22 protein-coding genes are annotated in these 25,772 nt (G+C 50.3%); 13 read left to right on the top strand and 9 right to left on the bottom strand.

Going from position 1 to position 25,772, the window contains the following annotated elements:
* Positions 1-73: 73 nt before the first annotated feature.
* The 5 genes from lon to bolA all read right to left on the bottom strand — a co-directional run bounded on the left by lon (position 74) and on the right by bolA (position 6,844).
* Positions 74-2,428, bottom strand: a complete 2,355-nt coding sequence (gene lon / locus D9734_RS06635) for an endopeptidase La (protein WP_064527151.1) — start codon at positions 2,426-2,428, stop codon at positions 74-76.
* Positions 2,429-2,615: 187 nt separating this feature from the next.
* Positions 2,616-3,890, bottom strand: a complete 1,275-nt coding sequence (clpX, locus tag D9734_RS06630) for an ATP-dependent protease ATP-binding subunit ClpX (RefSeq protein ID WP_130206266.1) — start codon at positions 3,888-3,890, stop codon at positions 2,616-2,618.
* Between the two features lie 125 nt (positions 3,891-4,015).
* Complete coding sequence (gene clpP / locus D9734_RS06625; protein WP_000122253.1) at positions 4,016-4,639, bottom strand: ATP-dependent Clp endopeptidase proteolytic subunit ClpP; 624 nt, start codon at positions 4,637-4,639, stop codon at positions 4,016-4,018.
* Between the two features lie 245 nt (positions 4,640-4,884).
* A complete protein-coding gene (gene tig, locus D9734_RS06620; protein ID WP_130206264.1) occupies positions 4,885-6,183 on the bottom strand; it encodes a trigger factor in 1,299 nt (432 codons plus the stop codon).
* Between the two features lie 343 nt (positions 6,184-6,526).
* Complete coding sequence (bolA, locus tag D9734_RS06615; RefSeq protein WP_000973459.1) at positions 6,527-6,844, bottom strand: transcriptional regulator BolA; 318 nt, start codon at positions 6,842-6,844, stop codon at positions 6,527-6,529.
* 305 nt (positions 6,845-7,149) lie between these two features.
* On the opposite strand from bolA, the gene D9734_RS06610 reads away from it, so the two are divergent.
* The 7 genes from D9734_RS06610 to cyoE all read left to right on the top strand — a co-directional run bounded on the left by D9734_RS06610 (position 7,150) and on the right by cyoE (position 14,503).
* Positions 7,150-7,728: a lipoprotein gene (locus D9734_RS06610; protein ID WP_130206262.1), complete on the top strand. Its 579-nt coding sequence runs from the start codon at positions 7,150-7,152 to the stop codon at positions 7,726-7,728.
* Between the two features lie 43 nt (positions 7,729-7,771).
* A complete protein-coding gene (gene ampG, locus D9734_RS06605; RefSeq protein WP_130206260.1) occupies positions 7,772-9,247 on the top strand; it encodes a muropeptide MFS transporter AmpG in 1,476 nt (491 codons plus the stop codon).
* 460 nt (positions 9,248-9,707) lie between these two features.
* Entirely contained in the window at positions 9,708-10,655 is a 948-nt protein-coding gene (gene cyoA / locus D9734_RS06600; RefSeq protein WP_001239440.1) for a cytochrome o ubiquinol oxidase subunit II, read from the top strand.
* 21 nt (positions 10,656-10,676) lie between these two features.
* Positions 10,677-12,668: a cytochrome o ubiquinol oxidase subunit I gene (gene cyoB / locus D9734_RS06595; RefSeq protein WP_130206258.1), complete on the top strand. Its 1,992-nt coding sequence runs from the start codon at positions 10,677-10,679 to the stop codon at positions 12,666-12,668.
* The gene (locus D9734_RS06590) at positions 12,658-13,272 is read left to right on the top strand and encodes a cytochrome o ubiquinol oxidase subunit III (RefSeq protein ID WP_130206256.1); all 615 of its coding nucleotides are present in this window, start codon (positions 12,658-12,660) and stop codon (positions 13,270-13,272) included. The genes cyoB and D9734_RS06590 overlap by 11 nt, the downstream gene beginning before the upstream one ends.
* The gene (locus tag D9734_RS06585; protein WP_130206254.1) at positions 13,272-13,601 is read left to right on the top strand and encodes a cytochrome o ubiquinol oxidase subunit IV; all 330 of its coding nucleotides are present in this window, start codon (positions 13,272-13,274) and stop codon (positions 13,599-13,601) included. The genes D9734_RS06590 and D9734_RS06585 overlap by 1 nt, the downstream gene beginning before the upstream one ends.
* Before the next feature lie 11 nt (positions 13,602-13,612).
* Positions 13,613-14,503 carry a heme o synthase gene (gene cyoE / locus D9734_RS06580; RefSeq protein ID WP_130206252.1) on the top strand — a complete coding sequence of 297 codons (891 nt, stop codon included), beginning with the start codon at positions 13,613-13,615 and terminating at the stop codon, positions 14,501-14,503.
* Positions 14,504-14,528: 25 nt separating this feature from the next.
* On the opposite strand, the gene D9734_RS06575 is transcribed toward cyoE, so the two are convergent.
* Together D9734_RS06575 and D9734_RS06570 are read right to left on the bottom strand one after the other, a co-directional pair.
* Entirely contained in the window at positions 14,529-15,467 is a 939-nt protein-coding gene (locus tag D9734_RS06575; RefSeq protein WP_130206250.1) for a tetratricopeptide repeat protein, read from the bottom strand.
* 10 nt (positions 15,468-15,477) lie between these two features.
* Positions 15,478-16,977: an SEL1-like repeat protein gene (locus D9734_RS06570; RefSeq protein ID WP_130206248.1), complete on the bottom strand. Its 1,500-nt coding sequence runs from the start codon at positions 16,975-16,977 to the stop codon at positions 15,478-15,480.
* A 393-nt stretch (positions 16,978-17,370) separates the two neighbouring features.
* Here D9734_RS06570 and D9734_RS06565 point away from each other — a divergent pair, with 393 nt between their 5' ends.
* Positions 17,371-18,735 carry an MFS transporter gene (locus D9734_RS06565; protein WP_130206246.1) on the top strand — a complete coding sequence of 455 codons (1,365 nt, stop codon included), beginning with the start codon at positions 17,371-17,373 and terminating at the stop codon, positions 18,733-18,735.
* A 127-nt stretch (positions 18,736-18,862) separates the two neighbouring features.
* Here D9734_RS06565 and yajQ read toward each other — a convergent pair whose 3' ends face one another.
* A complete protein-coding gene (gene yajQ, locus D9734_RS06560) occupies positions 18,863-19,354 on the bottom strand; it encodes a nucleotide binding protein YajQ (RefSeq protein ID WP_001138904.1) in 492 nt (163 codons plus the stop codon).
* A gap of 167 nt (positions 19,355-19,521) precedes the next feature.
* Between yajQ and panE the strand changes: the two genes are divergently transcribed.
* Together panE and yajL are read left to right on the top strand one after the other, a co-directional pair.
* Positions 19,522-20,433, top strand: coding sequence for a 2-dehydropantoate 2-reductase (gene panE, locus D9734_RS06555; protein WP_130206244.1), 912 nt, complete (start codon positions 19,522-19,524; stop codon positions 20,431-20,433).
* Complete coding sequence (gene yajL / locus D9734_RS06550; RefSeq protein ID WP_001276309.1) at positions 20,396-20,986, top strand: protein deglycase YajL; 591 nt, start codon at positions 20,396-20,398, stop codon at positions 20,984-20,986. Before panE ends, yajL begins: the two co-directional genes overlap by 38 nt.
* A 53-nt stretch (positions 20,987-21,039) precedes the next feature.
* Here the strand turns inward: yajL and thiI are convergent, their stop codons facing one another.
* Positions 21,040-22,488, bottom strand: a complete 1,449-nt coding sequence (thiI, locus tag D9734_RS06545) for a tRNA uracil 4-sulfurtransferase ThiI (protein WP_130206242.1) — start codon at positions 22,486-22,488, stop codon at positions 21,040-21,042.
* Positions 22,489-22,693: 205 nt separating this feature from the next.
* Between thiI and xseB the strand changes: the two genes are divergently transcribed.
* The 3 genes from xseB to dxs are packed head-to-tail and all read left to right on the top strand — an operon-like array spanning position 22,694 to position 25,722.
* Positions 22,694-22,936 carry an exodeoxyribonuclease VII small subunit gene (gene xseB / locus D9734_RS06540; protein ID WP_001124935.1) on the top strand — a complete coding sequence of 81 codons (243 nt, stop codon included), beginning with the start codon at positions 22,694-22,696 and terminating at the stop codon, positions 22,934-22,936.
* Positions 22,936-23,835 carry a (2E,6E)-farnesyl diphosphate synthase gene (gene ispA / locus D9734_RS06535; RefSeq protein WP_130206240.1) on the top strand — a complete coding sequence of 300 codons (900 nt, stop codon included), beginning with the start codon at positions 22,936-22,938 and terminating at the stop codon, positions 23,833-23,835. The genes xseB and ispA overlap by 1 nt, the downstream gene beginning before the upstream one ends.
* 24 nt (positions 23,836-23,859) lie before the next feature.
* The gene (gene dxs, locus D9734_RS06530; protein WP_105477759.1) at positions 23,860-25,722 is read left to right on the top strand and encodes a 1-deoxy-D-xylulose-5-phosphate synthase; all 1,863 of its coding nucleotides are present in this window, start codon (positions 23,860-23,862) and stop codon (positions 25,720-25,722) included.
* Positions 25,723-25,772 lie beyond the last annotated feature (50 nt).

The raw sequence follows: 25,772 nt of genomic DNA, 5'->3' as shown, positions 1-25,772 counted from the left end.
AGACAAAAAAAGGCTGGCAAGTCCGAATTTACCTGCCAGCCCTTTTTTTATTAGTGCATTTTGCGCGAGGTCACTATTTTGCGGTTACAACCTGCATGCCAGACGGTTCATTTTGCAACGCGAGAGTCAGAACTTCCTCAATACGTTTCACCGGATGAATGTCCAGATCGGCTATCACGTTGTCTGGAATCTCTTCCAGATCGCGTTTATTTTCGTACGGAATTAACACAGTTTTAATTCCACCACGATGCGCCGCCAGCAGTTTTTCTTTCAAACCGCCGATTGGTAACACTTGGCCACGCAAGGTTATCTCGCCCGTCATCGCCACATCGGCGCGAACCGGGTTACCGGTCAGGCAAGAAACCAGCGCAGTGCACATAGCAATACCAGCGCTCGGACCATCTTTCGGCGTCGCACCTTCCGGTACGTGCACGTGGATGTCGCGTTTTTCGTAAAAATCTGGATTGATCCCCAGTTTTTCCGCACGCGCACGAACCACCGTTAACGCCGCCTGAATGGACTCTTGCATCACTTCGCCCAGCGAACCGGTATAAGTGAGTTTACCTTTGCCTGGTACACACGCAGTTTCGATGGTCAGCAAGTCGCCGCCGACTTCTGTCCACGCCAGACCCGTTACCTGACCGACGCGGTTTTCGTTATCCGCGCGACCATAGTCGAAACGTTGTACGCCGAGGTAGTCATGCAGGTTATCGCCGTTAATTTCGATATGTTTTAATGACTTATCGAGAAGTAACTGCTTAACCGCTTTACGGCACAGTTTGGAGATTTCACGCTCCAGACCACGCACGCCTGCCTCACGGGTGTAGTAACGAATAATGCCGATAATGGCGCTATCGTCGACGGTCAGCTCACCTTTTTTCAGCGCATTACGTTCAATCTGCTTCGGCAGCAGGTGACGTTTGGCGATGTTCAGTTTTTCATCTTCGGTATAACCGGAGAGGCGAATCACTTCCATACGATCCAGCAGCGGTGCCGGAATGTTCATGGAGTTCGACGTCGCGACAAACATCACGTCACTCAGGTCGTAATCCACTTCCAGGTAATGGTCGCTGAACGCCACGTTCTGCTCTGGATCCAACACTTCAAGCAGTGCGGAGGCCGGATCGCCACGCATGTCAGAAGACATTTTGTCGATCTCATCGAGCAGGAACAGCGGGTTTTTCACGCCCACTTTCGCCATTTTCTGGATCAATTTACCCGGCATAGAACCGATGTAAGTACGGCGGTGACCGCGGATTTCCGCTTCATCACGCACGCCACCCAGTGCCATACGAACATATTTACGTCCTGTGGCTTTGGCGATGGACTGACCCAGGGACGTTTTACCTACCCCCGGCGGCCCTACCAGGCAGAGGATCGGCCCCTTGATTTTGTTTACACGGCTTTGAACCGCGAGGTACTCAAGGATACGATCTTTCACGCGCTCCAGACCATAATGATCGGTATCGAGGATTTCTTGCGCCTGACGCAGGTCTTTTTTGACCTTGCTACGCGCATTCCACGGCACCTGTACCATCCAGTCGATATAACCACGCACCACGGTTGCTTCTGCCGACATCGGAGACATCATTTTCAGCTTCTGCAGTTCTGCTTCCGCTTTTTCTTTTGCCTCTTTCGGCATTTTCGCCGCGTCGATTTTGCGCTTCAGGGCTTCGTTTTCGTCCGGTGCGTCGTCCATTTCGCCGAGTTCTTTCTGAATGGCTTTCATCTGCTCGTTCAGATAGTACTCACGCTGGGATTTCTCCATCTGTTTTTTCACGCGGTTACGAATACGTTTCTCAACCTGCAGCAGATCGATTTCCGATTCCATCATCGCCATCAGATATTCCAGACGCTCGTTAACGTCGGACATCTCAAGAACAGACTGTTTGTCAGCCAGTTTCAGCGGCATATGCGCGGCAATGGTATCTGCCAGACGCGCAGGATCGTCGATGCTGTTAAGCGACGTCAGCACTTCTGGTGGGATTTTCTTATTCAGCTTGATGTAGCCTTCGAACTGGCTGATTGCAGTACGCACCAGCACTTCCTGTTCCCGCTCCTCAATGGTCGGCGATTCCAGATACTCCGCCTTCGCAGAAAAGTGTTCGCCATTGTCAGAGAGCGCAGAAATACGCGCGCGCTGTAACCCCTCGACCAGCACTTTGACGGTGCCGTCAGGCAGCTTCAGCATCTGCAATATAGAGGCCACGGTCCCGACGGTGAAAAGATCGTTTACACCCGGCTCATCCGTTGAAGCTTCTTTCTGCGCGACCAGCATAATTTTTTTATCATGGTCCATCGCCGCTTCCAGACAACGGATAGATTTTTCCCGCCCGACAAATAAGGGGATGACCATGTGCGGATAAACCACCACATCGCGCAGCGGCAATACGGGGATTTCAATGCGTTCAGAACGCTCAGGATTCATAGAGCTCTCTCTTAGTTTAATTTCCGCCAGGTAATCAGATGACACGACTGTGCTTCACGCCATCTATTAACATGTACGTCAGTATATGGGGATGTTTCCCCCACATTCAACGTCGAGAATAGAGGAAAAATGAAAGGGGAGATAAAATCCCCCCTTTTTGGTTAACTGACTGTATGCGAATGGTTAATTATTCACCAGATGCCTGTTGCGCTTCCGGCTTACCATAAATCAGCAGCGGTTTGCTCTGACCATCAATTACCGATTCGTCGATAACCACTTTTTCGACATCTTCCATGGACGGCAGATCGTACATGGTATCGAGCAGTGCGGCTTCTACGATGGAACGCAGGCCACGGGCACCGGTTTTACGCGCCATCGCTTTCTTAGCGATAGCATCCAGCGCCTCGTCACGGAATTCCAGATCCACGCCTTCCAGATTAAACAGCGCCTGATACTGCTTGGTCAGAGCGTTTTTCGGCTCTTTAAGGATCTGAATCAAGGCTTCTTCGCTCAGTTCATTCAGCGTTGCTACAACTGGCAGACGACCGATGAACTCAGGGATCAGACCAAATTTGATCAGATCTTCCGGTTCTACCTGCGCCAGCAGTTCGCCTTCACTTGCTTTGTCGGACTTCGCTTTTACCGTCGCGCCAAAACCAATGCCGGAGCCGGTTTCTACACGATGGGAAATCACTTTATCCAGACCAGCAAACGCACCACCACAGATAAACAGTATCTTAGAGGTATCTACCTGCAAGAACTCCTGCTGCGGATGCTTACGCCCGCCCTGCGGTGGAACGGCAGCAACTGTACCTTCGATCAGTTTCAACAGTGCCTGCTGTACGCCTTCACCGGAAACGTCACGGGTAATAGACGGGTTGTCAGACTTGCGTGAAATCTTGTCAATTTCATCGATGTAGACAATCCCGCGCTGCGCTTTCTGTACGTCGTAGTCGCACTTCTGCAACAGCTTCTGAATGATGTTTTCAACGTCTTCGCCCACATAACCGGCTTCGGTCAGTGTAGTCGCATCGGCTATAGTGAACGGAACATCCAGCAGGCGTGCCAACGTTTCAGCCAGCAGCGTTTTACCGGAACCGGTCGGACCGATCAGCAGAATGTTACTTTTACCCAACTCGACGCCATTGCTGGTATCGCCATTGCGCAGACGTTTGTAGTGGTTGTATACCGCGACCGCCAGCACTTTTTTCGCCTGTTCCTGACCGATTACGTAATCGTCCAGATGGTTGCGAATTTCATGCGGCGTCGGTAGCGCACTGCGTTCACGATGCGGTGCAACTTCTTTAATCTCTTCGCGAATGATGTCGTTACATAAATCAACACATTCGTCGCAGATATACACGGATGGTCCGGCAATCAGCTTGCGCACTTCATGCTGGCTTTTGCCGCAAAAAGAGCAGTACAACAGTTTGCCTGAGCCATCTTTGCGTTTATCTGTCATGGGTCAAAACCTCTTCTTTGTTCTTTGTGCCGCACACGACGACGCAAATGCCATTCTCAAGCGCAAGTCGCTTATAGCGTTGTGCCGCCCTGGATAAGTATAGCGGCACAGTTGCGCCTCTGGCATCAATTACGATGGGTCAGAATCGAATCGACCAGACCGTATTCCACCGCTTCAGGGGCGGAAAGGAAGCGATCGCGCTCGGTATCTCGTTCAATCTGTTCTAATGATTGACCCGTATGGAGCGCCATAAGTTCATTCATGCGCCCTTTAACTTTCAAAATTTCACGGGCATGAATTTCGATATCGGTCGCCTGGCCCTGATAGCCGCCCAGCGGCTGGTGAATCATCACGCGCGAGTTCGGCAGGCAGAAACGTTTACCTTTTGCCCCTGCGGTCAGCAGGAATGCGCCCATCGAGGCCGCCTGGCCCATACAGATGGTGCTGACATCAGGCTTGATAAACTGCATGGTGTCATAGATAGACATCCCGGCAGTGATCACTCCGCCTGGGGAGTTAATGTACAGATAGATATCTTTTTCTGGGTTTTCCGCTTCCAGGAACAGCATCTGCGCCACAATCAGGTTAGCCATGTGGTCTTCAACCTGGCCAGTCAGAAAAATGACGCGTTCCTTAAGTAGACGAGAATAGATATCAAAAGAGCGCTCACCGCGTGAGGTCTGTTCAATGACCATCGGCACCAGCGCCATATGGGGTGCAAAGTTATCTCGTTCGCCGCTGTATGACATTTCCGTCTCCTGGATAAAATTGAAAAAACCTGCTGTACCGATTGTAACCTTATGGACGGATTATCAGCTAGTCCCTGTGTTATGGGTACGGCATCACCATATTTCAAGCATAACAATCTTTTGTTGTTACGCTAACACCGAAAGAGCGTTTTCGCACGGTTCCATGCAAAATTCATGACAAAAAAAAGCCCACCACCTGGCGGTGACGGGCCTTTGTGCGAATTTAGCGCGTTATGCTGCGTAAATTACGCCTGCTGGTTCATCAGCTCATTGAAAGTGGTTTCTTTTTCAGTCACTTTCGCTTTCGCCAGTACAGCTTCTACAGCCTGTTCTTCCAGAGCAACATTGCGCATGTTGTCCATCAGTTCTTTGTTTTTGCTGTAGAACTCGATAACTTCTTTCGGATCTTCGTACGCAGAAGCCATCTCTTCGATCAGACCTTTCACACGCTCTTCGTCAGCTTTCAGCTCGTTGGTGCGGATAACTTCGCCCAGCAGCAGGCCAATAACTACGCGGCGTTTAGCCTGTTCTTCGAACAGTTCACGCGGCAGTTCCAGCGCTTGTTTCTCGTTGCCACCGAAACGCTGTGCAGCCTGACGACGCAGAACGTCGATTTCGCTGTCGATCAGCGCAGCCGGTACGTCGATGTCGTTAGCTTTTACCAGACCTTCGATCGCCTGAGACTTAACGCGGTTACGGATGGCGCTCTTCAGCTCGCGCTCCATGTTTTTACGCACTTCAGCGCGCAGACCTTCTACAGAACCATCTTCAACGCCGAAACGTTTGATGAATTCTGCAGTCAGTTCCGGCAGTTCACGCTCTTCAACTTTCTTCAGGTTGATAGCGAATTTCGCTGCTTTACCCTTCAGGTTTTCTGCGTGGTATTCTTCCGGGAAGGTCACGTCGATGGTGAACTCTTCGCCAGCTTTGTGGCCTTTGATACCGTCTTCAAAGCCCGGGATCATGCGACCCTGGCCCATCGCCAGTACGAAATCAGACGCTTTACCGCCTTCGAACTCTTCGCCGTCAACTGAACCGGTGAAGTCGATGGTTACGCGGTCTTCTGCTTCAACAGCGCCGTCTTTTTCTTTCCAGGTAGCCTGCTGTTTACGCAGAGTATCCAGCATGCCGTCAACGTCAGCGTCGGTCACTTCCACGATCGGTTTTTCAACTTCGATCGCTTCCAGGCCCTGCAGTTCAACTTCCGGATACACTTCAAACTCTACAGAGTAGGTGAAGTCTTCACCCAGCTTGTATTCGCCCGGAACATAGGTCGGTGCGCCAGCCGGATTGATTTTTTCTTTAATGATGGCGTCAATGAAGTTACGGCTCATCAGGTCGCCCAGAACGTCCTGGCGTACAGACGCGCCATAACGCTGAGCAACGATATTCATTGGCACTTTGCCTTTACGGAAGCCGTCAATACGTACTTTTTTCGCAACGTTGACCAGCTCGCTTTTAACAGCGGTTTCGATGCTGTCAGCAGCGATAGTAATCGTTACACGGCGGCCAAGGCCTTGAGTGGTTTCAACTGAAACTTGCATCTTGTTACCTCAAAAAATCACAGTGCTCGGTCAACTCTTACCCCGCAAGCACAGGTTGTTGGCTTCGCGGTACCGGGATGTTCTTATAATCAATCACATTCCCTGTTACCAGAATCATCCCGAAAGCATTCAAATAGGACGCGGCATTATAGCGGCATCACTTTTATGAGTCGAGAACGGTTATTGCGCGCTACCGCGTATTTTTTCACAATTCCCGGGGAATTTTCGTCTGAATGCTGGGCAAAAAGCACAAAATCCAGACAAAACAAAACGGCCCGCAGGCCGTTTTTCATAAAATCTTTAGCAACATACTGGAAAAGCGCTGACGGTTGCAAATGCGTTTTTACGCGATGCTTCCTGCTCCACGACAGGGAGGAGAGGCAAAAATGGTATCCTGCAACCCTTCCCATTCCTTAATAGTGTAAGTATGCAGAGCCAGCGCATGAACGGTAGTAGAGAGTTCCTCCGCTAAAGTACTGTAAATCATTCGATGACGATTCAGAAAACGTTCACCCGTAAAACGATCGCTGACCAGCACAACTTTAAAATGGCTTTCAGAGCCGGCTGGGACATTGTGACGATAGCTTTCATCCACAACTTCGAGGAATACGGGTTGGAACGCCGTCCTTAATTTTTCTTCTATCCGCTCACGTATCATCATGAAATATCTCCTCCGACAACGCTGAGATGTCACCCATCCCTTTAAATACTAGCCGCTTTTACCGTTACCATTACAGCTTAGCAACAAATATTTAGCTTTCGTCCCAGTTTTTCAGTCAACCGTATGAAGTTTACTGATTTAAAGATTAATTCGCAGGCTGCGCACGAGTGATTCTTTTACTCACGGTGATTATTTCGTCAACACGATGAATTTACATGCCTTACCCACTTCCCCTCGTCGTTGGCAATGTTATGATGGCGAGAATTTTTTACCAAACACGCTTACCAGTCTCTGAGAGCCAGAACATGTTCAAAAAAATCCTCTTCCCATTAGTTGCTCTGTTTATGCTTGCAGGATGCGCAACACCACCAACGACGATTGACGTTTCCCCAACGATGACGCTGCCGCAGCAGGATCCAAGCCTGATGGGCGTCACCGTTAGCATTAATGGTGCCGATCAACGTACCGATCAGGCGCTGGCGAAAGTGACCCGCGATAATCAGATTGTCACCCTGACCGCCTCTCGCGATTTGCGTTTCCTGCTGCAAGAAGTGCTGGAAAAACAAATGACCGCGCGTGGTTACATGGTCGGCCCAAATGGTCCGGTTAATCTGCAAATCATCGTTAGCCAACTGTATGCTGACGTGTCCCAGGGTAACGTGCGTTACAATATCGCCACTAAAGCAGATATCGCCATCATCGCCACCGCGCAGAATGGCAACAAGATGACCAAAAACTATCGTGCCAGCTACAACGTTGAAGGCGCTTTTCAGGCTTCCAACAAAAATATCGCCGATGCGGTTAACAGTGTGCTGACCGACACCATTGCTGACATGTCTCAGGACACCAGCATTCACGAATTCATCAAGCAGAACGCGCGTTAATTTCTGCCCTCTGGCCCGGTGCAAGCCGGGCCTGTAGACGCCCATGTCCAGTCAATATTTACGTATTTTCCAACAGCCGCGTTCAGCCATTTTGCTGATCCTGGGTTTTGCTTCCGGGCTACCGCTCGCCCTGACATCCGGCACGTTACAGGCGTGGATGACCGTTGAGAATATCGATCTTAAAACCATCGGTTTCTTCTCTCTGGTAGGCCAGGCTTATGTATTTAAATTTCTCTGGTCCCCGCTGATGGACCGCTACACCCCACCGTTCCTCGGACGTCGGCGCGGTTGGCTGCTCGCGACACAAACTCTATTGTTACTGTCCATTGCGGCGATGGGTTTTCTCGAACCTGGCACCCAATTACGCTGGATGGCAGCTCTGGCGGTGGTGATCGCTTTTTGCTCCGCCTCCCAGGATATCGTCTTTGATGCCTGGAAAACGGATGTGCTGCCAGCGGAAGAACGCGGCGCAGGTGCGGCAATCAGCGTGCTGGGGTATCGCCTGGGGATGCTGGTATCCGGCGGCCTGGCTTTATGGCTGGCAGATAAATGGCTGGGCTGGCAAGGCATGTACTGGTTGATGGCAGCGCTGTTGATCCCCTGTATTATCGCGACACTGCTTGCACCAGAACCAACCGACACCATTCCTGTACCCAAAACGCTGGAACGGGCCGTTGTAGCACCATTGCGTGATTTCTTTGGCCGCAATAACGCATGGCTGATTCTGCTTTTAATCGTACTGTACAAACTGGGCGATGCTTTCGCCATGAGCCTGACAACCACGTTTTTGATTCGCGGCGTCGGATTTGATGCCGGCGAAGTGGGTGTAGTTAACAAAACGCTCGGTCTACTGGCGACCATCATCGGCGCATTGTTCGGCGGAATTTTGATGCAGCGCCTGTCATTGTTCCGTGCGCTCATGATTTTCGGCCTTTTACAAGGAGCGTCCAACGCCGGTTACTGGCTACTTTCCGTGACTGATAAGCATCTCTACAGCATGGGCGCGGCTGTCTTTTTCGAAAATCTGTGTGGCGGGATGGGAACATCAGCATTTGTGGCGCTATTAATGACCCTGTGTAATAAGTCATTTTCCGCTACCCAGTTCGCCCTGCTCTCGGCGCTTTCTGCTGTAGGACGGGTTTATGTAGGGCCAGTAGCAGGTTGGTTTGTTGAAGCTCACGGCTGGCCGACGTTCTATCTGTTCTCTGTTGCCGCCGCCGTACCTGGACTTATTTTGCTGCTGGTTTGCCGTCGCACGCTGGAGTACACATGGGTCAATAACGACTTTATCCCTCGTACCGGGTATCCGGCAGGTTATGCCTTTGCCATGTCGACGCTGGCAACGGGCGTCAGCCTGTTAGCCGTGTGGTTACTGCTATTGACGATGGACGCGCTGGATTTGACCCACTTCTCTTTCCTGCCTGCTCTGCTGGAAGTCGGCGTTTTAGTCGCCCTGGGCGGAGTCGTGTTTGGTGGTTTGCTGGATTATCTGGCACTACGAAAAACACATCTGACGTAATCTGTGAATATTATTTAGCTGTAGTAATCACCAGGCGTAATTATTACGGCTAAATAAACATCAGCATCGCTTAATAATATTTGTTCTTTTGTGCGGCTTAGATTTCTAAAATTATTGACGGCATTTATAGATTCTATTTTTCTTACACGATTCAGCTAATGACACTTTATTTCCCCTCACCTGAGTTGTCACTTCAATGATAATTGTTTGTTAAATAATTGTTTTATTTTGAGATTGGTTATACCAATTGCCCTGCCACCCCCCTTCCGCGCGCCCCTTTCGTTATAACGCCCTTTTGCAACAGCTTCTTAAAACCAACTTGATATGTTTTGCAACATATGTGACCTAGCAACCAAATCCAAGTAACAGGAATTTAATCATGTTTACAGTAATGTAACCTTCCCGTAAAATGCCCACACACTTTAAACGCCACCAGATCCCGTGGAATTGAGGTCGTTAAATGAGACTCAGGAAATACAATAAAAGTTTGGGATGGTTGTCATTATTTGCAGGCACTGTATTGCTCAGTGGTTGTAATTCTGCGCTGTTAGATCCCAAAGGACAGATTGGTCTGGAGCAACGTTCACTGATACTGACGGCATTTGGCCTGATGTTGATTGTCGTTATTCCCGCAATCTTGATGGCTGTTGGTTTCGCCTGGAAGTACCGTGCGAGCAATAAAGATGCTAAGTACAGCCCGAACTGGTCACACTCCAATAAAGTGGAAGCTGTGGTCTGGACGGTACCTATCTTAATCATCATCTTCCTTGCGGTACTGACCTGGAAAACTACTCACGCTCTTGAGCCTAGCAAGCCGCTGGCACATGACGAGAAGCCCATTACCATCGAAGTGGTTTCCATGGACTGGAAATGGTTCTTCATCTACCCGGAACAGGGAATTGCTACCGTGAATGAAATCGCTTTCCCGGCGAACACTCCGGTGTACTTCAAAGTGACCTCCAACTCCGTGATGAACTCCTTCTTCATTCCGCGTCTGGGTAGCCAGATTTATGCCATGGCCGGTATGCAGACTCGCCTGCATCTGATCGCCAACGAACCCGGTACTTATGACGGTATCTCCGCCAGCTACAGCGGTCCGGGCTTCTCAGGCATGAAGTTCAAAGCTATCGCAACGCCGGATCGCGCCGAATTCGACCAGTGGGTCGCAAAAGCGAAACAGTCACCGAACAGCATGTCTGACATGGCAGCGTTCGAAAAACTGGCCGCGCCTAGCGAATACAACCAGGTGGAATATTTCTCCAACGTGAAACCAGACTTGTTTGCCGATGTGATTAATAAGTTTATGGCTCACGGTAAGAGCATGGACATGACCCAGCCAGAAGGTGAGCACAGCGCACACGAAGGTATGGAAGGCATGGACATGAGCCACGCGGAATCCGCCCATTAAAGGGGTTGAGGAAGAATAAAGATGTTCGGAAAATTATCACTTGATGCAGTCCCGTACCATGAACCTATCGTCATGGTTACGATCGCTGGCATTATTTTGGGAGGTCTGGCGCTCGTTGGCCTGATCACTTACTTCGGTAAGTGGACCTACCTGTGGAAAGAGTGGCTGACCTCCGTCGACCATAAACGCCTCGGTATCATGTATATCATCGTGGCGATTGTGATGTTGCTGCGTGGTTTTACTGACGCCATTATGATGCGTAGCCAACAGGCCCTTGCCTCGGCGGGTGAAGCGGGCTTCCTGCCACCTCACCACTACGATCAGATCTTCACCGCGCACGGCGTGATTATGATCTTCTTCGTGGCGATGCCTTTCGTTATCGGTCTGATGAACCTGGTGGTTCCGCTGCAGATCGGCGCGCGTGACGTTGCGTTCCCGTTCCTCAACAACTTAAGCTTCTGGTTTACCGTTGTTGGTGTGATTCTGGTTAACGTTTCTCTCGGCGTGGGCGAATTTGCGCAGACCGGCTGGCTGGCCTATCCACCACTATCGGGAATAGAGTACAGTCCGGGAGTCGGTGTCGATTACTGGATATGGAGTCTCCAGCTATCCGGTATAGGTACGACGCTAACCGGTATCAACTTCTTCGTTACCATTCTGAAGATGCGTGCACCGGGCATGACCATGTTTAAGATGCCGGTATTTACCTGGGCATCACTGTGCGCAAACATTCTGATTATTGCTTCCTTCCCAATTCTGACGGTTACCGTCGCGTTGTTGACCCTGGATCGCTATCTGGGCACCCATTTCTTTACCAACGATATGGGTGGCAACATGATGATGTACATCAACCTGATTTGGGCCTGGGGCCACCCGGAAGTTTACATCCTGATCCTGCCTGTATTCGGTGTGTTCTCCGAAATTGCGGCAACCTTCTCGCGTAAACGCCTGTTTGGTTATACCTCGCTGGTATGGGCAACCGTCTGTATCACCGTGCTGTCGTTCATCGTCTGGCTGCACCACTTCTTTACGATGGGTGCGGGCGCGAACGTAAACGCCTTCTTTGGTATCACCACCATGATTATCGCCATCCCGACCGGGGTGAAGATCTTCAACTGGCTGTTCACCATGTATCAGGGCCGCATCGTGTTCCATTCTGCGATGCTGTGGACCATCGGCTTTATCGTCACCTTCTCGGTGGGCGGTATGACGGGTGTGCTGCTGGCAGTACCGGGCGCGGACTTCGTTCTGCATAACAGCCTGTTCCTGATTGCGCACTTCCATAACGTTATCATCGGCGGCGTGGTCTTTGGCTGCTTCGCAGGGATGACCTACTGGTGGCCTAAAGCGTTCGGTTTCAAACTGAACGAAACCTGGGGTAAACGCGCGTTCTGGTTCTGGATCATCGGCTTCTTCGTTGCCTTTATGCCGCTGTATGCGCTGGGCTTCATGGGTATGACTCGTCGTTTAAGCCAGCAGATTGACCCGCAGTTCCACACCATGCTGATGATTGCAGCCAGCGGTGCGGTACTGATTGCGCTGGGTATTCTCTGCCTCGTGATTCAGATGTACGTTTCTATTCGCGACCGCGACCAGAACCGTGACCTGACTGGCGACCCGTGGGGTGGCCGTACGCTGGAGTGGGCAACCTCTTCCCCGCCTCCGTTCTATAACTTTGCCATTGTGCCGCACGTTCACGAGCGTGATGCATTCTGGGAAATGAAAGAGAAAGGCGAAGCGTACAAAAAGCCTGACCACTATGAAGAAATTCATATGCCGAAAAACAGCGGCGCCGGTATCGTCATTGCGGCTTTCTCCACCATCTTCGGTTTCGCCATGATCTGGCATATCTGGTGGCTGGCGATTGTTGGCTTCGCAGGCATGATCATCACCTGGATCGTGAAAAGCTTCGACGAGGACGTGGATTACTACGTGCCGGTGGCAGAAATCGAAAAACTGGAAAACCAGCATTTCGATGAGATTACTAAGGCAGGGCTGAAAAATGGCAACTGATACTTTGACGTACGCGACTGCCCACGCGCACGAACACGGGCACCACGATGCAGGCGGAACCAAAATCTTCGGATTTTGGATCTACCTGATGAGCGACTGCATTCTGTTCTCTATCTTGTTTGCTACCTATGCCGTTCTGGTGAACGGCACCGCAGGCGGCCCGACAGGTAAGGACATTTTCGAACTGCCGTTCGTTCTGGTTGAAACTTTCTTGCTGTTGTTCAGCTCCATCACCTACGGCATGGCGGCTATCGCCATGTACAAAAACAACAAAAGCCAGGTTATCTCCTGGCTGGCGTTGACCTGGTTGTTTGGTGCCGGATTTATCGGGATGGAACTCTATGAATTCCATCACCTGATTGTTAACGGCATGGGCCCGGATCGCAGCGGCTTCCTGTCAGCGTTCTTTGCGCTGGTTGGTACCCACGGTCTGCACGTCACTTCCGGTCTTATCTGGATGGCGGTGCTGATGGTGCAAATCGCCCGTCGCGGCCTGACCAGCACTAACCGTACCCGCATCATGTGCCTGAGCTTGTTCTGGCACTTCCTGGATGTGGTTTGGATCTGTGTGTTCACTGTTGTTTATCTGATGGGGGCGATGTAATGAGTCATTCTAACGAACATAGCGGCGCATCCCATGGCAGCGTAAAAACCTACATGACAGGTTTTATCCTGTCGGTAATCCTGACGGTGATTCCGTTCTGGATGGTAATGACAGGGGCTGCCTCTCCGGCCGTAATTCTGGGAACAATCCTAGCAATGGCAGTGGTACAGGTTCTGGTGCATCTGGTGTGCTTCCTGCACATGAATACCAAATCAGATGAAGGCTGGAACATGACGGCGTTTGTCTTCACCGTGCTAATCATCGCTATCCTGGTTGTAGGCTCCATCTGGATTATGTGGAACCTCAACTACAACATGATGATGCACTAAGAGCGGCGGTTATGATGTTTAAGCAATACCTGCAAGTAACGAAACCAGGCATCATCTTTGGCAACCTGATCTCGGTGATTGGGGGATTCCTGTTGGCCTCAAAGGGCAGCATTGATTATCCCCTGTTTATCTACACGCTGGTTGGGGTGTCACTGGTTGTGGCGTCGGGTTGTGTGTTTAACAACTACATCGACAGGGATATCGACAGAAAGATGGAAAGGACGAAGAATCGGGTGCTGGTTAAAGGCCTGATCTCTCCTGCTGTCTCGCTGGTGTACGCCACCTTGCTGGGTATTGCTGGCTTTATGCTGCTGTGGTTTGGCGCGAATCCGCTGGCCTGCTGGCTGGGGGTGATGGGCTTCGTGGTTTATGTCGGCGTTTATAGCCTGTACATGAAACGCCACTCGGTCTACGGCACATTGATTGGTTCGCTCTCCGGCGCTGCGCCACCGGTGATCGGCTACTGTGCGGTAACCGGCGAGTTCGATAGCGGCGCAGCGATCCTGCTGGCTATCTTCAGCCTGTGGCAGATGCCTCACTCCTATGCCATCGCCATTTTCCGCTTTAAGGATTATCAGGCGGCGAACATTCCGGTACTGCCGGTGGTAAAAGGCATTTCGGTAGCGAAGAATCACATCACGCTGTATATCATCGCCTTTGCCGTTGCCACGCTGATGCTCTCTCTTGGCGGTTACGCTGGGTATAAATATCTGGTGGTCGCCGCAGCGGTTAGCGTCTGGTGGTTAGGCATGGCCCTACGCGGTTATAAAGTCGCTGATGACAGAATCTGGGCGCGTAAGCTGTTCGGCTTCTCTATCATCGCCATCACCGCCCTCTCGGTAATGATGTCCGTTGATTTTATGGTGCCGGACTCGCATACGCTGCTGGCGTCTGTTTGGTAAATCTTATCGTCATCAAAAAACCCGCTTACTCTGGCGGGTTTTTTATTGCCCCCACTTTTAGCAGATCCACTTCTTTACCCTTTATCGTTGCCGTTGCGGCAATAATGCGAGTCTTCACCTGTGAACACATTTTCGACTCAAAATCGGATCTATAAAGAAGGAGCAATGAATTGCTGCTAAACGAACCGATTATGTAATCAGTAAAGTTAATATTCAGCCGGTTTAAGCCGAAAGGCTTGAAACCAACCGTTTGGATAATTTCTTTACCAGACGGACTCTTAATGTTGTACGTAACACGAAGATTGGCCACTTCGCCTAATTTATTGGTTTCGGCAAAGAGGCTGTCCATACAGGAAAAGCTCTCATCTAAAAAATTATCCCGCATTCCAGAATGGGTAATTGTGATGGCTGGCAACATATCATCAACCGTTTTTCTGTCAATCATGTCTTTTCGACAGGCGGCAAGAAAGTTCTGCGGGCCACCATAAATGTGGACACCCTTATCAAGATATTCCTTCGCTTTCTTACAATCTACCTCAACATACTGACCATTGGCGTACATCATACCCAATCTGGACCATGCTAAATTTATACCGTGTTGCGCGGCCTGATTAAATAACACATACGCTTTGGCATAATCCACCCGCACCTGCTCACCGTCGTAGTAGATATCCCCCAGCGCTAACGGAGCTTCTCTGTCACCTTGTTTAGCGGCTAACTCGAACCATTTAATGGCTTCCTGAACGTTGGGTTTCGTATCGTAGCGGGGCTGATGATATTCCCAGCCTAACAGGCTTTGCGCGTCGACATCCCCCGACTCAGCCATTTTATGTAGTGTACTTATAACATCGGGGGCTGGCTTTTTACTGTATATGCTGTCATACAATTCATGCGCTTTCTCGCTTGCCACCACGCCTGGTGGAACTATCAACATTAAAGAAAATAATATTCTTTTAGGCAACATAAAATATCCCTTATTTATCTTGCACCTGAATATGCTCTTCTTTTAACAAGTCGCGTTGTTTCCCATTCAGTATCGTCGTCGCAGATTTAACAGAATAAGTTAAATCATGAAAATCGCATAAATTACGATTATAAACTGGGATATCTATATAGGTCTGTCTTATATGAGTGGAGTTATTGTACATATCCACGCCAAGTGTATTTAGACTAAAAGGTGGTACGACAATGGTATATTCTTCACTGATACCTTCACTTCCCTTTAGCTCAAGCGTCAACTGCAAATTAGTTATACCACTGATTTTATCAGCATTAATTTTAATACTGACATCGCATATTTTTGGTTTTTCATTTGCGTTAAAACCATAGGTCCCGTAATGTTTTAACGTGAGATAAGGTAAAATATCACCCTGTGTTTCTCGGATTTTCTGATCTTGATTACAACGGTTTAAATATTCATCCTTACTGAATTTCAATGAATATTTCCCCGCACCTTTTTCGTAATAATCCCAGGCCTTATCACAATCAAGCCTTTCACCTAATCCGTTGTAATACATCCAACTTAACCACAATGCGGCTTTTTTTGCCCCTTGCTGTTCAGCCTTGTTAAAAAGCACGCTCGCTTTAGAATAATCAACTTCGCCGGTCAACCCAGAATAGTATATATTCCCCAGGGCTACTAATGCTTTTTCGTCATTCTTATTTGCAGCTAATTCGTACCATTTTTTGGCTTCGACAGCATCAATCTTTAAACCAGCACTGCCATTTTCGTAGGCATCGCCCATGGTATACTGCGCCATCGGATAACCTTTTTCTGCCGCAGTGCGAAACCATTGCAGTGCTTTCTTTTTGGTGTCTAAAGAACGTCTATCATCAGAAGGTGAAAAATCATCGAGATAAAGATTTCCGACAATATAATCCATTTTTGGGTCGTCTTCCTGCGCCCATAGAGTCGCCAGACGCAAAATTTCCGGTTTACTGAAACCAATTCGCCCCCAAAAAAGCAAATCATTCTCGGGTGCCTGACCGACATAACGACTGACAAATTCAATTAAACTCGCCCGTTTCGTTTTGTCTGTCTCGGCCCCGGATTTCAATTCATAGGCCTGATTGATTATTTTATTCATCAAATCAGGAGGGATATTAAGATCGTCAGTTTTCGACTTACTGGCATACATCTGTGCTCGTGTCACGTCCAGGGTTACGCCTTTACCATATTGAAGGAAATAACGTGCATTATAACAACCGTATTCTCCCCCCTGGTTACAGGCTTTCTCATACCACTGAATCGCCTTTGGGATGTCAACAGATACTGTCACTCCGTGTTCATAAATAAATCCCAGTAGCACTAGCGCCTGCGTGTTATTGGAGTCAGCTAATTTTTGCAGTTCTTTTAACGCCATCCGATCTTTATTGACAATACGTTCATACAGTTGATTAATATCCGTTGAAGCATGACAAAAAGAAGCCAGAGACAAACCAAATGATAATAAAATAACTTTACCAGACCACATATATAACCCCTTATTATACCTAACCACCAAACATCCACTTCATGAATAAATACACTGCCATAACGGCCCAGGTAATAAGCACGCATTTAAGCTGAAACAGCATAATCAGTGCCTCCTACACCTCTATTTATTGAGTTAAAATAACATCATCCTTTGATAAAAAGTTACATGCCACTCAATAAAGCCAAAAATAATGTCATTGCCTGGAGGATAAAATCATGTGAGCTTTTCATTTGTTATATTTAACGCACAAAGTATTAATGGCAAGAATACGAAAGAAGCTCATACCTGACGTAAAAACCACTCTCTTATGTAATATTTACTCATTAACACTCTGTTTACCCAACATGCGCTCCGCACTACACTATGTGGGCAATTTTTTAAGAGGTGGTAATGAACGATTATAAAATGACGCCAGGTGAGCGGCGCGCGACCTGGGGTTTAGGGACCGTATTTTCATTGCGCATGCTGGGCATGTTTATGGTACTGCCGGTTCTGACTACGTACGGTATGGCACTGCAAGGGGCCAGCGAAGCGTTAATCGGTATTGCCATTGGTATTTATGGTTTGACCCAGGCCGTTTTTCAGATTCCGTTTGGCCTGCTTTCCGACCGCATTGGTCGCAAACCATTAATTGTCGGCGGACTGGCAGTGTTTGCTGCCGGTAGCGTTATTGCTGCGCTTTCTGACTCCATCTGGGGAATCATTCTGGGTCGTGCGTTACAAGGCTCCGGCGCCATAGCCGCAGCCGTTATGGCGTTGCTTTCCGATCTCACTCGCGAACAAAACCGCACCAAAGCGATGGCGTTTATTGGCGTGAGCTTCGGCATTACCTTCGCCATTGCGATGGTGCTTGGCCCGATCATTACTCACAAACTTGGGCTGCACGCGCTGTTCTGGATGATCGCTATTCTGGCAACGATCGGCATTGCGTTGACCATTTGGGTTGTACCTAACAGCAGCACGCACGTACTCAACCGTGAATCCGGGATGGTGAAAGGCAGTTTCAGCAAAGTGCTGGCAGAACCGCGGCTGCTGAAACTCAACCTTGGCATTATGTGTCTGCACATGCTGCTGATGTCGACGTTTGTTGCCCTGCCAGGGCAACTGGCTGATGCGGGTTTCCCGGCGGCTGAACACTGGAAGGTCTATCTGGCAACGATGTTAATCGCCTTTGGCTCTGTCGTGCCTTTCATTATCTACGCTGAAGTTAAGCGCAAAATGAAGCAAGTCTTTGTCTTCTGCGTCGGGTTGATCGTGGTTGCGGAAATCGTGTTGTGGAACGCACAAACGCAGTTCTGGCAACTGGTGGTCGGCGTGCAGCTTTTCTTTGTGGCGTTTAATTTGATGGAAGCCCTTCTGCCTTCGCTTATCAGTAAAGAGTCGCCAGCTGGTTACAAAGGTACGGCGATGGGTGTTTACTCCACCAGCCAGTTTCTTGGCGTGGCGATTGGCGGTGCGCTGGGCGGCTGGATTGACGGCATGTTTGACGGTCAGGGCGTATTTCTCGCTGGCGCAATGCTGGCAGCAGTGTGGCTGGCAGTCGCCAGTACCATGAAAGAACCGCCGTATGTTAGCAGTTTGCGCATTGAAATCCCGGCGGACATTGCCGCAAACGAGGCGTTAAAAGTGCGTTTACTGGAAACCGCAGGCGTCAAAGAAGTGTTGATTGCAGAAGAAGAACATTCAGCTTATGTGAAAATCGACAGCAAAGTGACGAATCGCTTTGAGGTTGAACAGGCAATTCGTCAGGCATAAAAAACGAGGCGAATTGCCTGCTGCGCTACGCTTATCAGGCCTACAAAGCTTCTGAGTTACAAACCTTTGTAGGCCGAATCAGGCGTTCATGCCGCATCTGACATGAACAAAGCGCATGTTGTCGCGATTAATCGCGGAAGTTTTTGAACTGGAACGGCTGACCGAGATCGCCACCGCGTACCATCGCCATGACAGCCTGCAAATCATCACGAGATTTACCCGTTACGCGGATCTCATCGCCCTGAATTTGCGCCTGCACTTTCAGTTTGCTGTCTTTGATCATCTTGACGATTTTCTTCTGGGTCGCGCTCTCAATACCCTGCTTCAGTTTTGCTTCCACAAACCAAGTTTTACCGCTATGAACGATATTTTCCGGTACATCCAGCGAACTGCCTTCAATGCCGCGCTTCAGCAGCTTGGCACGCAGAATATCCAGCAACTGATTGACCTGGAAATCGGACTCGCTCAACACTTTGATGGTTTTGCTGGCGTCGTTCAGCTCAAATGAGGCTTCAACGTTACGGAAGTCAAAACGGGACTCCACTTCGCGGCTCGCGTTATCGACCGCGTTACGCGCTTCCTGAAGATCAACTTCAGAAACAATATCGAAAGATGGCATCTTTTCCTCTCCCTTCATTTTTGATGCGAAGCATAATACCTGCAAAGTTAAATAACCAACAGTCCTGCACCAGGACGTATCCCTTAATTGTGCATAGTCGCAACAGCATGCACAATTAAGGGATAGCCTTATTGAACACCCGGAGTGGTTGCGGGTGAGGAGGAACAATGAAAATTACCGTATTGGGATGCGGTGCCTTAGGGCAATTATGGCTTACAGCACTTTGCAAACAGGGTCACGAAGTTCAGGGCTGGCTGCGCGTACCGCAACCTTATTGTAGCGTGAATCTGGTTGAGACTGACGGTTCGATATTTAACGAGTCTCTGACCGCTAACGATCCCGATTTTCTGGCCACCAGCGATCTGTTACTGGTGACGCTGAAAGCATGGCAGGTTTCCGATGCCGTCAAAAGCCTCGCGTCCACACTGCCTGTAACCACGCCAATACTGTTAATTCACAACGGCATGGGTACCATCGAAGAGTTGCAAAGCATTGAGCAGCCGTTACTGATGGGCACTACCACCCATGCGGCGCGCCGCGACGGAAATGTCATTATTCATGTGGCAAACGGTATCACGCATATTGGTCCGGCACGGCAACAGGACGGCGATTACAGTTATCTGGCGGATATTTTACAAACCGTATTACCTGACGTTGCCTGGCATAACAATATTCGCGCCGAGCTGTGGCGCAAGCTGGCAGTCAACTGTGTGATTAATCCACTAACCGCCATCTGGAATTGCCCGAACGGTGAATTACGTCATCATCCGCAAGAAATTATGCAGATATGCGAAGAAGTCGCGGCAGTGATTGAACGCGAAGGGCATCATACTTCAGCAGAAGATTTGCGTGATTACGTGATGCAGGTGATTGATGCCACAGCGGAAAATATCTCGTCGATGTTGCAGGATATCCACGCGCTGCGCCACACTGAAATCGACTATATCAATGGTTTTCTCTTACGTCGCGCCCGCGCGCATGGGATTGCCGTACCGGAAAACACCCGCCTGTTTGAAATGGTAAAAAGAAAGGAGAGTGAATATGAGCGCATCGGCACTGGTTTGCCTCGCCCCTGGTAGTGAAGAGACTGAAGCCGTCACCACTATCGATCTGCTGGTTCGCGGCGGTATCAAAGTCACCACTGCCAGCGTCGCCAGCGATGGTAACCTGGCGATTACCTGCTCGCGCGGCGTTAAGCTGCTGGCGGATGCGCCGCTGGTCGAAGTTGCCGATGGCGAATATGACGTGATCGTGCTGCCTGGTGGCATTAAAGGCGCGGAATGTTTTCGCGATAGCACCCTGCTGGTTGAAACCGTTAAACAGTTCCACCGTTCCGGGCGTATCGTCGCGGCTATTTGCGCCGCGCCAGCCACCGTGCTGGTGCCGCACGATATCTTCCCGATTGGCAATATGACCGGCTTCCCGACACTGAAAGATAAAATTCCCGCCGAACAATGGCAGGACAAGCGCGTCGTCTGGGATGCACGGGTAAAATTGCTGACCAGCCAGGGGCCAGGCACTGCTATCGACTTTGGTCTGAAAATTATTGACTTGCTGGTTGGACGTGAAAAAGCCCATGAAGTGGCATCACAACTGGTGATGGCGGCAGGGATTTATAATTATTACGAGTAGTGTCGGATGCGGCAAACGTCGCATCTGACCAGATGCGACGTAAAAACCACAAATTACGGGCGATATACCTTCACATTCTTAAAGCCCTGCTCGCGCAGATAGAGCGCCTGCAGGCGGCTCATCACCCCGCGCTCACACCACAGCAGCCATGTTTTGTTCTGGTCGAGATCGCCAAATTTGGTGCTCAGTTTATAGAACGGCAGAGAAACCACATCAATCCCTTCAACTTTCAGCGGCTTATCTTCCTGTTCATCGATAGAACGGATATCGAGGATCACGTCGTTCGGGCCGAAGCCATTGACGGTTTCCACTTCCACCACTTCCTGCTCGGTCTGCTGGGCGATTTCGCGGATATCGACGTTATTCGCTTCCTCAACCACTTTATCGAGAATGCTGAAGTCGAACTTCTCTTCTTCCGCTTCAATCTTCGATTTAACCGCTTTCACCGTCGGGCTTTTGGAGATCACACCGCAATATTCCGGCATCGTACGGGCAAAATCTTCGGTGCCAATCTGGCGAGCCAGGTTGATGATGTGCTCTTTGTCGTAAGAGATCAGCGGACGCAGGATCAGCGTATCGGAGACGTTATCAATCAGGCGCAGGTTGGTCAGCGTCTGGCTGGACACCTGGCCCAGTGCTTCGCCGGTGACTAGCGCCTGTACGCCGTAACGTTCAGCCACCTTAGACGCGGCACGCACCATCATACGTTTGAGGATAACGCCCATCTGACCGTCGTCGATTTTCTCGAGAATTTCCCCGACGACCGGTTCGAAATTAATGGCGACAAAACGCACGCGGTGGGAGCTGCCAAAGCGGTTCCACAGATAATGCGCCACCTGGCGAACGCCGATTTCATGCGCCGCGCCGCCGAGGTTAAAGAAGCAGTAATGCACACGGCAGCCGCGACGCATCAACATATAGCTGGATACACCGGAGTCGAAACCGCCGGAAATGAGCGACAGTACATCTTCCTGGGTGCCGATCGGGAAACCACCAATACCTTCGTAGCGACCTTTGATCAGCAGGAGACGATCGTCTTCCACTTCCAGATGGACAGTCACTTCCGGATTGGTCAGCTTCACGCGCGCGGATTCAATATGCTGATTTAAACCGCCGCCGACGTAACGTTCCACATCAATCGAACTAAAATCATGCTTACCGCGGCGCTTCACGCGCACGCAGAAGGTTTTGCCTTCCAACTGATCGCGATACTGAACCAACGCTTTCTCGAAAATATCGTGCATGTCGGTAAACGGCACGTCTTCAACTTCGAGAATATGGTGGATACCCGGAATACGGGTCAGGGCGTCGCGAATAGCCAGACGCTGGTTTTCATCTTTTGCGCGAACTTCGATGTTATCCCAGTGGCGGACGACAGCGAGCGTCTCATCATAGTGCTTTAAAACGTTACGAATGTTCCCGGTAAGGATTTTTATAAAGCGCAAGCGCACAGATTGGCTTTTGATGGTGATTTCCGGGAACAATTTAATGATAAACTTCATGGCGGCAATGGTTCGTTGGCAAGTCTTAAGCGACTTGTATAGGGAAAAATACAGCAGCCCACACCTGCGGCTGCATCCAGGCGCGGAAGTATACCACTAACATCGCTTTGCTGCGCACATCACCTTACCATTGCGCGTTATTTGCTATTTGCCCTGAGTCCGTTACCATGACGGGGCGAAAAATATTGAGAGTCAGACATTCATTATGCCGAAGAAAAATGAGGCGCCCGCCAGCTTTGAAAAGGCGCTGAGCGAGCTGGAACAGATTGTAACCCGCCTGGAAAGTGGCGACCTGCCGCTGGAAGAGGCGCTGAACGAGTTCGAACGCGGCGTGCAGCTGGCACGTCAGGGGCAGGCCAAATTACAACAAGCCGAACAACGCGTACAAATTCTGCTGTCTGACAATGAAGACGCCTCTCTAACCCCTTTTACACCGGACAATGAGTAATGGACTTTCCGCAGCAACTCGAAGCCTGCGTTAAGCAGGCCAACCAGGCGCTGAGCCGTTTTATCGCCCCACTGCCCTTTCAGAACACTCCCGTGGTAGAAACCATGCAGTATGGCGCATTATTAGGTGGTAAGCGCCTGCGACCTTTCCTGGTTTATGCCACCGGTCAAATGCTCGGCGTAAGTCTGAATACTCTGGACGCACCCGCCGCCGCCGTAGAGTGTATCCACGCTTACTCATTAATTCATGATGATTTACCGGCAATGGATGATGACGATCTGCGTCGCGGCTTGCCGACCTGTCATGTGAAGTTTGGCGAAGCGAACGCGATTCTCGCTGGCGACGCTTTACAAACGCTGGCGTTCTCGATTTTAAGCGATGCCGATATGCCGGAAGTGTCGGACCGCGACAGGATTTCGATGATTTCTGAACTGGCGAGCGCCAGCGGTATTGCCGGAATGTGCGGTGGTCAGGCATTAGATTTAGATGCGGAAGGCAAACACGTACCTCTGGATGCACTCGAGCGTATTCATCGTCATAAAACCGGCGCATTGATTCGCGCCGCCGTTCGCCTTGGTGCATTAAGCGCCGGAGATAAAGGACGTCGTGCTCTGCCAGTACTCGACAAGTACGCAGAGAGCATCGGCCTTGCCTTCCAGGTTCAGGATGACATCCTGGATGTGGTGGGAGATACTGCAACGTTGGGAAAACGCCAGGGTGCCGACCAGCAACTTGGTAAAAGTACCTACCCTGCACTTCTGGGTCTTGAGCAAGCCCGGAAGAAAGCCCGGGATCTGATCGACGATGCCCGTCAGTCGCTGAAACAACTGGCTGAACAGTCACTCGATACCTCGGCACTGGAAGCGCTAGCGGACTACATCATCCAGCGTAATAAATAAACAATAAGTATTAATAGGCCCCTGATGAGTTTTGATATTGCCAAATACCCGACCCTGGCACTGGTCGACTCCACCCAGGAGTTACGACTGTTGCCAAAAGAGAGTTTACCGAAACTCTGCGACGAACTGCGCCGCTATTTACTCGACAGCGTGAGCCGTTCCAGCGGGCACTTCGCCTCCGGGCTGGGCACGGTCGAACTGACCGTGGCGCTGCACTATGTCTACAACACCCCGTTTGACCAATTGATTTGGGATGTGGGGCATCAGGCTTATCCGCATAAAATTTTGACCGGACGCCGCGACAAAATCGGCACCATCCGTCAGAAAGGCGGCCTGCACCCGTTCCCGTGGCGCGGCGAAAGCGAATATGACGTTTTAAGCGTCGGGCATTCATCAACCTCCATCAGTGCCGGAATTGGTATTGCGGTTGCTGCCGAGAAAGAAGGCAAAAATCGCCGCACCGTCTGTGTAATTGGCGATGGCGCGATTACCGCTGGCATGGCGTTTGAAGCGATGAATCACGCGGGCGATATCCGTCCTGATATGCTGGTGGTCCTCAACGACAATGAAATGTCGATTTCCGAAAATGTTGGCGCGCTCAACAACCATCTGGCGCAGCTGCTTTCCGGTAAGCTTTACTCTTCGCTGCGCGAAGGCGGGAAAAAAGTTTTCTCTGGCGTGCCGCCAATTAAAGAGCTACTCAAACGTACCGAAGAACATATTAAAGGCATGGTAGTGCCTGGCACATTGTTTGAAGAGCTGGGCTTTAACTACATCGGCCCGGTTGACGGTCACGATGTGCTGGGGCTTATCACCACACTTAAGAACATGCGCGACCTGAAAGGCCCGCAGTTCCTGCATATCATGACCAAAAAAGGTCGTGGTTATGAACCGGCAGAGAAAGACCCAATCACTTTCCACGCCGTGCCTAAATTTGATCCCTCCAGCGGTTGTTTGCCGAAAAGTAGCGGCGGCCTGCCGAGCTATTCAAAAATATTTGGCGACTGGCTGTGCGAAACGGCAGCGAAAGACAACAAGCTGATGGCGATTACTCCGGCGATGCGTGAAGGCTCCGGCATGGTCGAGTTTTCACGTAAATTCCCGGATCGCTACTTCGACGTGGCGATTGCCGAGCAACACGCGGTGACCTTTGCTGCGGGTCTGGCGATTGGTGGATACAAACCCATTGTCGCGATCTACTCCACCTTCCTGCAACGCGCCTATGATCAGGTGCTGCATGACGTGGCAATTCAAAAGCTTCCGGTCCTGTTCGCCATCGACCGTGCGGGCATTGTTGGTGCTGACGGTCAAACCCATCAGGGCGCTTTTGATCTCTCTTACCTGCGCTGCATACCGGAAATGGTCATTATGACCCCGAGCGATGAAAACGAATGTCGCCAGATGCTCTATACCGGCTATCACTATAACGATGGCCCGTCAGCGGTGCGCTACCCGCGCGGCAACGCGGTCGGCGTGGAGCTGACGCCACTGGAAAAACTGCCAATTGGCAAAGGCATTGTGAAGCGTCGTGGCGAGAAACTGGCGATCCTTAACTTTGGTACGCTGATGCCAGAAGCGGCGAAAGTCGCCGAATCGCTGAACGCTACGCTGGTCGATATGCGTTTTGTGAAGCCGCTTGATGAAGCGTTAATTCTGGAAATGGCCGCCAGCCATGAAGCGCTGGTCACCGTTGAAGAAAACGCCATTATGGGTGGTGCAGGCAGCGGCGTGAACGAAGTGCTAATGGCCCATCGTAAACCAGTACCCGTGCTGAACATTGGCCTGCCTGACTTCTTTATTCCGCAAGGAACGCAGGAAGAAATGCGCACCGAACTCGGCCTCGATGCCGCCGGTATGGAAGCCAAAATCAAGGCCTGGCTGGCATAATCCCTACTCCACTCCTGCTATGCTTAAGAAATTATTCATGGCAGGAGTGG

Origin of the sequence: Escherichia sp. E14S1, from assembly GCF_004211995.1 — a bacterium.
Classification (GTDB): Bacteria; Pseudomonadota; Gammaproteobacteria; order Enterobacterales; family Enterobacteriaceae; genus Escherichia.
This window is presented reverse-complemented; position numbering and strand designations above follow the sequence as displayed.